This is a genomic window from Vibrio sp. Y58_MX_L22, from assembly GCF_024181865.1.
Taxonomy (GTDB): domain Bacteria; phylum Pseudomonadota; class Gammaproteobacteria; order Enterobacterales; family Vibrionaceae; genus Vibrio; species Vibrio alginolyticus.
In genome coordinates this window covers 1-11723 of record NZ_JAMZAN010000023.1, presented here as the reverse complement: position 1 = coordinate 11723, position 11723 = coordinate 1, and the positions used below count along the sequence as shown (strand labels likewise).

The 11723-nt window shown below is 44.2% G+C and carries 8 protein-coding genes and 13 tRNA genes; 16 read left to right on the top strand and 5 right to left on the bottom strand.

All coding sequences use genetic code 11. From position 1 onward, the window contains the following. Nucleotides 1-225: 225 nt before the first annotated feature. From glsB to trmB, 3 genes are all read right to left on the bottom strand, one after another. Nucleotides 226-1146 carry a glutaminase B gene (gene glsB, locus NL626_RS22665; RefSeq protein ID WP_005381007.1) on the bottom strand — a complete coding sequence of 307 codons (921 nt, stop codon included), beginning with the start codon at nucleotides 1144-1146 and terminating at the stop codon, nucleotides 226-228. Between the two features lie 98 nt (nucleotides 1147-1244). Next, the gene (locus tag NL626_RS22660) at nucleotides 1245-2273 is read right to left on the bottom strand and encodes a TRM11 family methyltransferase (RefSeq protein ID WP_005384509.1); all 1029 of its coding nucleotides are present in this window, start codon (nucleotides 2271-2273) and stop codon (nucleotides 1245-1247) included. A 17-nt stretch (nucleotides 2274-2290) separates the two neighbouring features. Then, nucleotides 2291-3010 (bottom strand): tRNA (guanosine(46)-N7)-methyltransferase TrmB, encoded by a 720-nt coding sequence (gene trmB, locus NL626_RS22655; protein WP_005384506.1) that lies wholly within the window; start codon nucleotides 3008-3010, stop codon nucleotides 2291-2293. Between the two features lie 203 nt (nucleotides 3011-3213). Between trmB and mutY the strand changes: the two genes are divergently transcribed. From mutY to NL626_RS22575, 16 genes are all read left to right on the top strand, one after another. After that, the gene (mutY, locus tag NL626_RS22650; RefSeq protein WP_017635575.1) at nucleotides 3214-4290 is read left to right on the top strand and encodes an A/G-specific adenine glycosylase; all 1077 of its coding nucleotides are present in this window, start codon (nucleotides 3214-3216) and stop codon (nucleotides 4288-4290) included. Nucleotides 4291-4309: 19 nt separating this feature from the next. Continuing rightward, nucleotides 4310-4582 (top strand): oxidative damage protection protein, encoded by a 273-nt coding sequence (locus NL626_RS22645; RefSeq protein WP_005381002.1) that lies wholly within the window; start codon nucleotides 4310-4312, stop codon nucleotides 4580-4582. 77 nt (nucleotides 4583-4659) lie between these two features. Continuing rightward, nucleotides 4660-5799, top strand: a complete 1140-nt coding sequence (gene mltC / locus NL626_RS22640) for a membrane-bound lytic murein transglycosylase MltC (protein ID WP_005381001.1) — start codon at nucleotides 4660-4662, stop codon at nucleotides 5797-5799. A gap of 100 nt (nucleotides 5800-5899) precedes the next feature. Beyond that, nucleotides 5900-5975: transfer RNA gene (locus NL626_RS22635), tRNA-Phe, on the top strand. A gap of 66 nt (nucleotides 5976-6041) precedes the next feature. Beyond that, a tRNA-Thr gene (locus tag NL626_RS22630) sits at nucleotides 6042-6117 on the top strand. Between the two features lie 7 nt (nucleotides 6118-6124). After that, nucleotides 6125-6200 (top strand) — tRNA-Phe (locus NL626_RS22625). A gap of 44 nt (nucleotides 6201-6244) precedes the next feature. Next, a tRNA-Asn gene (locus tag NL626_RS22620) sits at nucleotides 6245-6320 on the top strand. 71 nt (nucleotides 6321-6391) lie between these two features. Beyond that, nucleotides 6392-6467, top strand: a tRNA-Thr gene (locus NL626_RS22615). 7 nt (nucleotides 6468-6474) lie between these two features. Continuing rightward, nucleotides 6475-6550, top strand: a tRNA-Phe gene (locus NL626_RS22610). Between the two features lie 45 nt (nucleotides 6551-6595). Next, a tRNA-Asn gene (locus NL626_RS22605) sits at nucleotides 6596-6671 on the top strand. 275 nt (nucleotides 6672-6946) lie between these two features. Next, nucleotides 6947-8572 (top strand): methyl-accepting chemotaxis protein, encoded by a 1626-nt coding sequence (locus tag NL626_RS22600; protein ID WP_253657761.1) that lies wholly within the window; start codon nucleotides 6947-6949, stop codon nucleotides 8570-8572. A 233-nt stretch (nucleotides 8573-8805) separates the two neighbouring features. After that, nucleotides 8806-8881, top strand: a tRNA-Phe gene (locus NL626_RS22595). Nucleotides 8882-8933: 52 nt separating this feature from the next. Beyond that, nucleotides 8934-9009 (top strand) — tRNA-Thr (locus NL626_RS22590). Nucleotides 9010-9031: 22 nt separating this feature from the next. Then, nucleotides 9032-9107 (top strand) — tRNA-Asn (locus NL626_RS22585). Nucleotides 9108-9146: 39 nt separating this feature from the next. Continuing rightward, nucleotides 9147-9222: transfer RNA gene (locus tag NL626_RS22580), tRNA-Thr, on the top strand. A gap of 15 nt (nucleotides 9223-9237) precedes the next feature. Next, nucleotides 9238-9313 (top strand) — tRNA-Asn (locus NL626_RS22575). A 248-nt stretch (nucleotides 9314-9561) separates the two neighbouring features. Here NL626_RS22575 and NL626_RS22570 read toward each other — a convergent pair. Together NL626_RS22570 and NL626_RS22565 are read right to left on the bottom strand one after the other, a co-directional pair. Next, nucleotides 9562-10998, bottom strand: coding sequence for an NAD-dependent succinate-semialdehyde dehydrogenase (locus NL626_RS22570; RefSeq protein WP_253657760.1), 1437 nt, complete (start codon nucleotides 10996-10998; stop codon nucleotides 9562-9564). Nucleotides 10999-11495: 497 nt separating this feature from the next. Further along, nucleotides 11496-11572, bottom strand: a tRNA-Asp gene (locus NL626_RS22565). Between the last annotated feature and the right edge of the window lie 151 nt (nucleotides 11573-11723).

Genomic DNA, 11723 nt, shown 5'->3' with positions numbered 1-11723 from the left:
AGGCTTCCTTTTTCAACCTCATCAACTACAGTGAGTTTAAAAGCGAGGGAGTAATCGCGCTGAGTTCTTTTAGTTGTTGATTTCATAACACTCTCCAATTTTGGGGGTGGAAAGTGTCAACTTTATTTAGGACGGCACAACCCCAAAACAAAAAAAGCCTCTCAATTGAGAGGCTTTTTATTTAGAAACTGTGCCGTCCTAAATAAGGTTGACACATTTCTAATATTAGAAAATTGAACGGCCAATTCGCTCTGAGAGCAGCTCAAGCGCCTTAGTACCCGCAAGCGAGTTACCTGAAGGATCAAGCTCTGGAGACCATACTGAAATGGTCATTTCACCAGGTACTACCGCGATAATGCCACCACCAACACCAGACTTACCAGGCATACCAACGCGATAAGCAAACTCGCCCGCGCCATCATACAAGCCACACGTTGCTAACAGTGCATTAAGTTGTTTGGTTTGCACAGGAGAAACTACAGGCTTACCCGTTTGTACCGATGTGCCCTTGTTTGCTAAATAGCTAAACGTTTTAGCCAAATCGACGCAACTCATCTTCAGCGCACAAGCGTGGAAGTAATTTTGTAGTACTGGAATCACTTCATTTTCGAAGTTGCCAAACGAACGCATGAGATATGCAATCGCCGCATTACGGTCACCATGCATCATTTCGGATGCCGCAACGACTTTGTCATACACAATATGGGTATCACCAGAAAGCTGACGCACAAATTCCAACAGGCGCTGACGAGGTGCAGATAAGCGAGTTTGTAACAAATCTGCCACTACTATCGCTCCAGCATTTATAAATGGATTACGAGGAATACCTTGCTCCATTTCTAGCTGGATTAGCGAATTAAATGCCTGCCCCGAAGGCTCTTTTCCCACTCGAGACCAAATTTCTTCTTGCTTGTACAAGCACATCGCTAACGTCAAGCTCAATGCTTTTGAAATAGATTGGATAGAGAAAGGTTCATCGGCATCACCCGCCTTAATAACCTCACCTTCGTTGGTGTATACCGCAATACCTAACTTGTTGCTGGGTACTTTTGCCAGAGCAGGAATGTAATCAGCCACTTTACCTTGGCCGATTAAAGGGCGTACTTCCGCCAAAATATCTGTCAAAATTTCCACTGTCGGTTTCATTCTCTACCTTCTATTTACAAGAGAACTCGTTGAGCTCAGAGGTAAAAAAAGCCAACGTGTCGTTGGCTTTTCCATAGGGTTCGTTCGACTCAAGTCGATTATGGTTTTACTGCCACAATAATATTGCGGTTGATAGATTGATCAACACGGTGAAGATAACCGATGTAAGGCTCTTCTGAAAGTACCTTCCAACCTTGCTCTTCAAATAATGCCGCGACATCTTTCCATTTCAATGTGAATTCATTGAAAGACAACACCACTGAACCTTGCTTTTTCAATACCACTTTCCATGCAGGCAGAGCCTCTTTTAAAAGCTCTAATGGACTACGGTTCAGTTTGCTGTCCTTGGCATTTTTGCTGCCGTGCTGCACGCCATAAGGCAGATCAGACACCATCACATCAACTGAGTTCTTTTTCACGACTTGATCAGCGATACGAGTATCAGCCGAATACAGCTTCATAAACTGAAGATTGCCTTGGTTGTAATCTTCTTTATTTGCTGCAGCTTCAACCACGAAACCATCCGCCACTTTCTTGCCACCCGCAGTGCGCTTTTCTTTGCTCACTTTGTGCTTAAAGCGGCCATTCTTCATGAACTTAACAATAAAGGTCTGGATCTCTTGCACCCACTTGGCGTTGATCTCAACCCCTACCACGTTCAAACCGTGGATCAAGCCTTCAAATAAGGTTGTACCTTTACCACACATTGGATCCATTAAGGTCAGTTGTTCACTTCCCGTATTGGACGCACTAATGCCGATATTCACCATCAAACGGGTAAACTGCTCGTTTGTTTTCCCGGTGTAGCGCAAAATCTGGCTCATACTTTCCGGGAAAGTGTTAAATACGGGCGCTTGAACTGGTCGAAGTAAACCATCTTCGCGCACTTCAAATAGCGCATAGTAAATCGAAGAGGCTGCGATTCTTCGCGCCTGCTCATCGGTTAGCGCTTCCTGACAAGAAAACACCAACGCAGCAGGTAAGCCAACGTCTTTACTACCAATTTCTGTCACATCCACGCCTTGTGAAGCTAAAATTGCTTTTAGCTCAGAACAGGCAATGGTCATTGCGCTATCAAAGTAAATTCGGTTATGACCCGGATTCGCTAATATCGCGTAATGGTACATCCCATGAACTCCTCTGGTTACGCAATACGCTTATATTTGATATCCCAAACACCGTGACCAAGACGGTGACCACGAGCTTCAAACTTCGTTAGCGGGCGATCGTCTGGACGAGGAACGAAATCACCATCTTTAGCAATGTTTTCGAAACCTGGCGCTTGGTTCATCACTTCAATCATGTGCTCTGCGTAGTTTTCCCAGTCGGTCGCCATGTGGAAAATACCTTCATTAGGGATAAGCTTCTCACGCACCATTTCCGCAAAACCTAATTGAACAATACGACGCTTGTGGTGACGCTTCTTATGCCAAGGGTCTGGGAAGAACAATTGCAGTGTCGATAAGCTGCCATTTGGGATCATGTGTTCGAATACTTCTACCGCATCGTGACACATTACACGCAGGTTAGTAATTCCCGCTTCGCGAGCATCGGCAAGACAAGCACCAACGCCTGGGCTATGAACTTCGATACCGATGAAGTTTTTCTCTGGCGCGTTCTTTGCCATTTCAACCAATGAAGCACCCATACCAAAACCGATCTCAAGCACTACTGGGTTATCGTTGCCAAACACCTCTTTCCAATCGAGAAGTTCAGCTTTGAAGTCAATACCCATCGTAGGCCAGCATTCATTCATCGCGCTCTCTTGACCTTTAGTCAAACGCCCTTCACGGCGTACAAAGCTGCGGATTTTGCGGATCAGCTTTCCGTCTTCGTTGTATTCGTTAGTGGTTACTTCACTCATTGATTTTGCCTGCACATTGATTAATCAAAGCGGGGATTATCCAAAGAATTTACTTAGGTGCAAGTATTTGTTGAGCTCTTGGTCTATGGCAACCCAAAAGCAACGACACACCTCTTTATATCCCTACTGTTTATCCGTTGTACTTCTTGCCCATTATGTGGTGCAATTTTGCACCTAACCAATAATAGAATACAGAGCAAGTCGTGACACCTTTCGCCAGTGCCATCCTAGAATGGTATGACGCATATGGAAGAAAAGATCTTCCGTGGCAACAAAATAAGACCGCATACAGTGTCTGGTTGTCTGAAATTATGCTTCAGCAAACTCAGGTCACTACGGTTATTCCGTATTACCAACGTTTCTTGGAACGCTTTCCAACCGTGATCGATCTTGCCAATGCTGAGCAAGATGAAGTCCTACACCTTTGGACTGGCTTAGGGTATTACGCCCGAGCCCGTAACCTTCACAAAGCAGCACAAGAGGTCGCCTCTACATACAATGGTGAGTTTCCTCTTGATATAGAGAAAATGAACGCCCTACCGGGGATTGGTCGCTCTACTGCTGCCGCCATTTTATCGTCTGTGTATAAACAACCACACGCGATTCTTGATGGTAACGTGAAGCGCACCCTATCCCGCTGTTTCGCAGTTGCAGGATGGCCAGGACAAAAAAAGGTTGAAAACCAGCTGTGGGAAATTGCCGAAACGCATACCCCACAAACGGATGTAGATAAGTATAACCAGGCAATGATGGACATGGGCGCAATGGTTTGCACTCGCAGCAAACCCAAATGTAGCCTCTGCCCTGTTGCTGACCTGTGTGTGGCAAAACAACAAGGTAATGTGCTCGACTACCCGGGCAAAAAACCGAAGAAAGATAAGCCAATCAAGCAAACTCGTTTCGTGATGCTTCACCACAACACCGAAAATGGTCATGAGGTGTGGTTGGAGCAAAGACCACAAACAGGCATTTGGGGTGGCTTATTCTGCTTCCCACAAACCGAACATGTGGATGCAGAAAGCGACATTGAATTGCTACTGGATCAACGCGGCATTCAAGCCAGCAATATCAAACAGAAGCAAACACTGATTACCTTTCGTCATACATTCAGCCATTACCACCTAGATATCACGCCAATTTTGATTGATTTATCAAAGCAACCGGACGTGATAATGGAAGGCAACAAAGGTCTTTGGTATAACTTATCTAAACCTGAAGAAGTCGGTTTAGCCGCGCCAGTAAAACTATTGCTGGAAACGCTACCCCACGAACTTCGTTAATTGAATACAAGGAGTCATTATGAGCCGCACTGTATTTTGTGCTCGACTAAAGAAAGAAGGCGAAGGTCTAGACTTTCAACTTTACCCTGGTGAACTAGGTAAACGCATTTTCGACAACATCTCGAAAGAAGCGTGGGCTCAGTGGCAACACAAACAAACCATGTTGATCAACGAGAAGAAACTCAACATGATGGATCCAGAACACCGCAAACTGATCGAAACAGAAATGGTAAATTTCCTCTTTGAAGGAAAAGACGTTCATATCGAAGGTTACACACCGCCGAGCGAATAAAGTCGCTTGAGTTAAACAATGACATCACAACCATTTGTGGTGTCATTTTTCTATTACCTTCAATAACTCTGATACTTATGAAAAAAATTGTCTTTATTGCTGCCGCACTTTTAATGGCAGGCTGTAGCCGTGAATTCGTCGAAAAGATTTATGACGTCAACTACGAGCCAACAAACCGTTTTGCCAATAACTTAGCTGAGCTACCAGGACAATTTGAAAAAGATACTGCGGCGCTAGATGCCTTAATTAATAGCTTTTCAGGCAATATTCAAAAGCGCTGGGGTAAAAAAGAAATCAAGTACGCTGGCAAGAGTAATTACGTTAAGTACATCGATAACTACCTTAGCCGCGCCGAGGTCGACTTTCGCAAAGGCGTGATCACGATAGAGACCGTATCACCGACCGAGCCCCAAAAACACCTAAAAGACGCGATTGTCACCACCTTATTAACACCAGACGATCCCGCGCACGTCGACTTATTCTCCTCTAAAGGTATCACGTTAGAGGGGCAACCATTCCTGTATAAACAAGTTGTCGACCAAGACAATAAGCCAATTCAATGGTCTTGGCGGGCAAACCGATTTGCGGAATACCTCATCGCAAATAAAATAAAAACCAAAAATGTAGATTTCAAGAAAGCGTATTACGTCGAAATTCCCATGGTTGAAGACCACTTTTCAACACGCAGCTACCAATACGCCGATATCGTGCGTCGAGCTTCCAAGAAATACGACATTCCAGAAGACTTGATATACGCCATTATTAAAACCGAGAGCAGTTTCAACCCATACGCGGTAAGTTGGGCAAATGCATATGGCCTAATGCAAGTTGTACCTAAAACCGCGGGACGAGATGTGTTCAAACTTGTGAAAAAGCGCTCGGGCCAACCAAGCCCTGAATATTTGTTTAATCCAGAAAACAACATAGATACTGGTACTGCGTATTTCTATATCTTAAAAAATCGTTATTTAAGAGAAGTCCGCCACCCTACCTCTCTCGAGTACAGCATGATTTCAGCATACAATGGCGGTACTGGAGGAGTTTTAAACACATTTCATCGCAGTGATCGCAAACGCGCAATGCAAGATCTTAATTCATTGCAACCCAACCAAGTTTATTGGGCGTTAACCAAGAAACACCCGAACGCAGAAGCGCGTCGCTACCTAGAAAAAGTTACAAATTTCAAAAAGGAATTTAACTCGAAGCAAACTTTGTAGTGACAGTTGAATAAAAAGCGTTCGAACAACCACTTTTTTGAAATTATTTAAAAAAAGTGGTTGACGCAACGCGGGAAAATCCGTTTAATAGCGCTCCGTTGCCCGGATAGCTCAGTCGGTAGAGCAGAGGATTGAAAATCCTCGTGTCGGTGGTTCGATTCCGCCTCCGGGCACCACAATTTGATTTGTTGGTGTATTAACGAAATGTTATAACACGGACAAAAGCACAAAGAATAAAGTGTGCCGACTTAGCTCAGTAGGTAGAGCAACTGACTTGTAATCAGTAGGTCACCAGTTCGATTCCGGTAGTCGGCACCATTCTTTTGCCTCGATAGCTCAGTCGGTAGAGCAGAGGATTGAAAATCCTCGTGTCGGTGGTTCGATTCCGCCTCGAGGCACCATATTTGGTGCGTTTGCTTCATAAGCAAGACACAAAAAGAATAGTTCCTCCTTAGCTCAGTTGGTAGAGCGACGGACTGTTAATCCGCAGGTCGCTGGTTCGAGCCCAGCAGGAGGAGCCAATTTCTAGAATCTTACTTAAGTGAGATTTTAAAAACTGAAGAGATAATCTCTTCTAAAAAGAATACAGTGTGCCGACTTAGCTCAGTAGGTAGAGCAACTGACTTGTAATCAGTAGGTCACCAGTTCGATTCCGGTAGTCGGCACCATTCTTTTGCCTCGATAGCTCAGTCGGTAGAGCAGAGGATTGAAAATCCTCGTGTCGGTGGTTCGATTCCGCCTCGAGGCACCATATTTGGTGCACTTGCTTCATAAGTAAGACACAAAAAAGAATAATTCCTCCTTAGCTCAGTTGGTAGAGCGACGGACTGTTAATCCGCAGGTCGCTGGTTCGAGCCCAGCAGGAGGAGCCACTTTTAAAGCCGCATCACTTGATGCGGCTTTTTTGTATCTGCTTTATACGTCATTTCTCGTTTTCCCATTTATCTGCACTTCATTTCTAAACATCAGCTAACATTAAATCCTTTCTTCAAAAACACTTATTTCACGCTAAAAATTTAATCCTCATCGTAATTTCAATACGCATTAGTATCCGAGCATATTCATCTTCACTAAGATGCCCGAGTTATTACATTTCTTCTTTTAGCTATGCCTTGCATAGTGATAACACTTTATTTGTGAGCTAAATATGAAACTAAAAACTCAAGCCTATTTATTATCTGCGATCATATTGCTAGCTCTCCTAGCTCTGACCGCAACGGGCTTATGGACACTTCGCGTCGCAAGTAACCTTGATAACAAAGCTCGAGTTACTGAGCTATTTAAAAGTGCGTACAGCATACTTACCGAAGTAGAAAAGATGGCTATCGAAGGCAAAATGCCGGAAGACGAAGCGAAAGCATTAGCCACTCGCCTACTTCGTAACAATATCTACAAAGACAACGAATACGTTTATGTCGCAGATGAAAATATGATGTTCATCGCCGCACCACTAGACCCTCAACTGCACGGAACCAGCTTCCATGACTTTAAAGATGGCAGTGGTAATAGCGTAGGCCAACTCATTCTAGATGTATTGGGGCACAAAACAGGTCAGATCGTTGAATATACCTGGAGCCAAAAACAAGCTGATGGCAGCATTGAAGAAAAACACTCGATAGCAGAAAAAACACCACACTGGGGCTGGGTTGTCGGTACAGGTATTGGCTTTAATGAAGTTAACGCACGTTTTTGGTCGACAGCACAATGGCAGCTTGTGCTGTGTCTGATTATCGCGGGAAGTATTCTAAGTGGCCTGATCATTTCGATTCGCAAAATGCTTAATCTACTTGGTGGAGAGCCTAACGACGTGCGTAAAGCAGTTCAAGCTGTCGCTCAAGGAGACATTCAGACCAGCTTTGATACTGTGGCACCGAGAGGAAGTATCTATCGTGCCGTGCAAGATATGAGTCAATCACTAGCTACTATGGTGACAAACCTAGAGAAGTCTATGCATGCACTGCGCGCAGAGTTGTCTGCCGTAGAAGCTCGATCAAATACGATTGCCGATCTTACCGTATCTCAGCAGCAATCAACGGCGATGATTGCCACTGCGATGACTGAAATGGCATCTTCAGCCAACCATGTTGCCAATTCAGCAAGCGACACCGCAAACAATACGGACGAGGCTGACAAACAAAGCCAACATACTCAGAAACTCATTCATAACACGGTTGAAAACATTCAAGGTTTAGCTTCTCAATTAAATACTGCGAGTAAAGCGGTCGCCGATCTAGATCAGGATGTAAATAATATTGTAAAAGTGCTCGATGTGATTGGTGATATTGCAGAGCAAACAAACCTATTGGCACTCAATGCAGCCATTGAAGCAGCACGTGCTGGAGAACAAGGCCGAGGCTTCGCAGTCGTTGCTGATGAGGTACGCAACCTAGCAGGACGCACACAAGACAGCACAAAAGAGATTCAGTATATGATCTCCAATCTGCAAGAAGGCTCTCGCAATGCCATTCACACAATGGAAATATGTGCAGAAACCAGTGAAAGCACTGTTACAGAGTCTAAGAATGCCTCTGAAGCTCTACAGCAAATTGTAACGGCGTTAGAATCTATCACCACAATGAGCCAGCAGATCGCTACTGCTGCCGCTGAGCAGACGCAGGTTAGCGATGATATTGCGCTACGTATAAACCTTATCGAGGAAAGCGGAGGCCAACTCAACTCTGTCGTAACCGAGAGTCAATCAAGTACTCAAAGTTTAGCTTCACTAGCGAATGAGCTAGAAGGTTGGGTAAACAAGTTCTCAGTAAAGCACTAGTTTAAAGTCAATTGTTCAATAAAAAGCACGTTTTCAGACGTGCTTTTTTGTTTTTATCGCCTTTATTTTGCAAGTGAACACACTATCAATGTTAAAACATCGCTTAAAGCATGGCGCATTGCTGCTAAAAACGCATAAAAACAGCCCACTCCGAGCACAAATTCATCAAATGATATTTTATTTTAATTTTATTGTTGACCTGAAAGCCGAAAAGCCTTTTAATACACCTCGTCGCCCGGATAGCTCAGTCGGTAGAGCAGAGGATTGAAAATCCTCGTGTCGGTGGTTCGATTCCGCCTCCGGGCACCACAATTTATTAATTGTTGGTGCTTAGCACGAACAATGTTAAAGAATAAAATGTGCCGACTTAGCTCAGTAGGTAGAGCAACTGACTTGTAATCAGTAGGTCACCAGTTCGATTCCGGTAGTCGGCACCATTTATTCTCTTAAAAAGACAATTCCTCCTTAGCTCAGTTGGTAGAGCGACGGACTGTTAATCCGCAGGTCGCTGGTTCGAGCCCAGCAGGAGGAGCCAATTTTCATTATTAAGTTAATAACTTATTAATGACATTGTGCCGACTTAGCTCAGTAGGTAGAGCAACTGACTTGTAATCAGTAGGTCACCAGTTCGATTCCGGTAGTCGGCACCACTTATTAAAATTTGTTCCTCCTTAGCTCAGTTGGTAGAGCGACGGACTGTTAATCCGCAGGTCGCTGGTTCGAGCCCAGCAGGAGGAGCCATATTAGAAGAAGCCGCATCACTTGATGCGGCTTTTTTGTATTAGTTTAAAGCTAAGCTCTCTCCTACCCCATAACGAAATAACATAAGCGCTTTGATTATTAAAAACCGCTTACCGCAAACTAACTATCGACTCACTAAGTAACCAGAAAATATTAACCACAAACGCGCGTGGCAAATGGTATGCCTTTCAACTAAAAAAAAGCCAGGTAAAAACCTAGCTTTTTAATTCAATCGGCCATCTCTGAAATCAGCTTAAACCACCAAGACAAATATACTTTGTCTCCAGATATTCATCGAGTCCTTGCTTAGCACCTTCCCGTCCAACACCCGACTCTTTAACTCCACCAAATGGAGCCACTTCAGTAGAGATGATCCCTTCATTCACTCCAACCATGCCATACTCTAAACCTTCACTAAAAGTCACAATACGCTTCAAGCTATTCGTATAGAAATAACAAGCCAAACCATATTCTGTATCGTTCGCCATTTCGAGAACTTGATCATCATTTTCAAAGGTAACAAGAGGCAACACAGGCCCGAATAGCTCTTGCTGAACAATCGACATATTCTGCGTCACACTATCCAAAAGAACGGGCTCCATAAAGCGACCAGGCCGTCTCTGTGGAGAGTTAGCAATAGAGGCTCCTTCTTGTACAGCTTGATCGATCACCGCCTCTAGTCGATGCTTAGAGGCCATCGTAATAACAGGACCTAATGTGACACCTTTCTCTAAACCATTGCCAAGCTTTAATTTGCTTAACTTCGACAATACTTTATCAATAAAAGCTTGTTTTACATTTTTATGAACATATAACCGATTGGTACAAACACATGTTTGCCCTGCATTACGGAACTTCGACGCGACAAGCCCTTCCGAAGCCGCATCTAAGTCTGCATCTTCAAACACGATGAAAGGCGCATTACCACCCAACTCCATCGACACCGCCTTGACTGAATCACTGGCTTGCTTCATCAAAATTTTCCCGACTCGCGTAGACCCCGTAAAAGAGATCTTCTGAATCCTAGGATCAGTACTTAGTACTTGACCAAACTCAGCAGCCTGCTCCGACACCACGACAGAAAGCAGTTCTTTAGGGATACCAGCCTGATAAGCTAATTCAACAACAGCAATTGCAGTGAGAGGGGTAAGCTCTGATGGCTTGATCAACATGCCACAACCTGCCGCTAGGGCTGGTGCTGCTTTTCTTGTAATCATCGCAATAGGGAAGTTCCAAGGTGTAATTGCAGCGCATACTCCCACAGGCTGGCGAATTGCAGATAGACGTCTATCTGTCGTGGGGGCAGGAATAACTTCGCCATAAGCACGTTTTGCTTCTTCTGAGAACCACTCGACAAAAGAGGCACCATACATCACTTCCCCTTTGCTCTCAGCTAAAGGTTTACCCTGCTCTAAGGTAATAATCGTGGCTATGTCTTCTGCATTATCAAGAAGTAGTTGATACCACCCCCTCAAACGACGAGAGCGCTCTTTGGCACTTAATTTAGCCCAACGGACTTGCTCCGTTTTGCACTGACCAATGAGATCATCTAACTCATCAAGAGTACTAGGCTTTAACCGAATTAACTCTTGCTCAGTTGCAGGGTTGATGACCACAATTCCCTCATCGGAAGACCATTGCTTAAATACAGATTTCAGCGTTTCATTTTTTATTTGTTGCATCATCAAACATACTCCTCAAGAACTCCTCTTAGGTTAATCGCTACTAGCAAGTTCAGCAAAGAAAACAAAGTTTTCTAAAAGGCATTAATTTTCGGAAGACTTAGCTCTCTTCCTCACTATATTTCGGGAAATTGCGTAATCCACGCAACGACGGTCCCGCTCTAAACATGGAAGCAATGAATGTTTGAGAAATAAGATGTAGAAAATTATTGTTTAAGAGAGACGCTAACAAAACACGCAGTACGGAAGACTATTCATTCTATTACGGTTGAGGGCGAGTGTTATAAAGACTCATTGTTCAAATGACCAATCTTTCAACGAGGACAGGATACAAACTCGGAGTAATTGGAAGTGCAGGCAGCAGGCTCATCTTCCTGAGAAACTCATGTGCCAAAAGGGTAAAGAAAGTCGTATTGTCTCGCCTTCAATGTGTAAATGCATTTCTAGGGGACACGACCAAACGAAAAAGCCCCAGTCTTTGGACTAGGGCTTAATATAAGTGGCGGAGTGGACGGGACTCGAACCCGCGACCCCCGGCGTGACAGGCCGGTATTCTAACCAACTGAACTACCACTCCGCAGTGGTATCACTCGCTTTAATAAGCAAGTGTCCGCTTTTGTCTTCACTTTTCGAAAAAGTGAAAATAAAACTAAAGCCTGGCGATGTCCTACTCTCACATGGGGAAGCCCCACACTACCATCGGCGCTATTTCGTTTCACTTCTGAGTT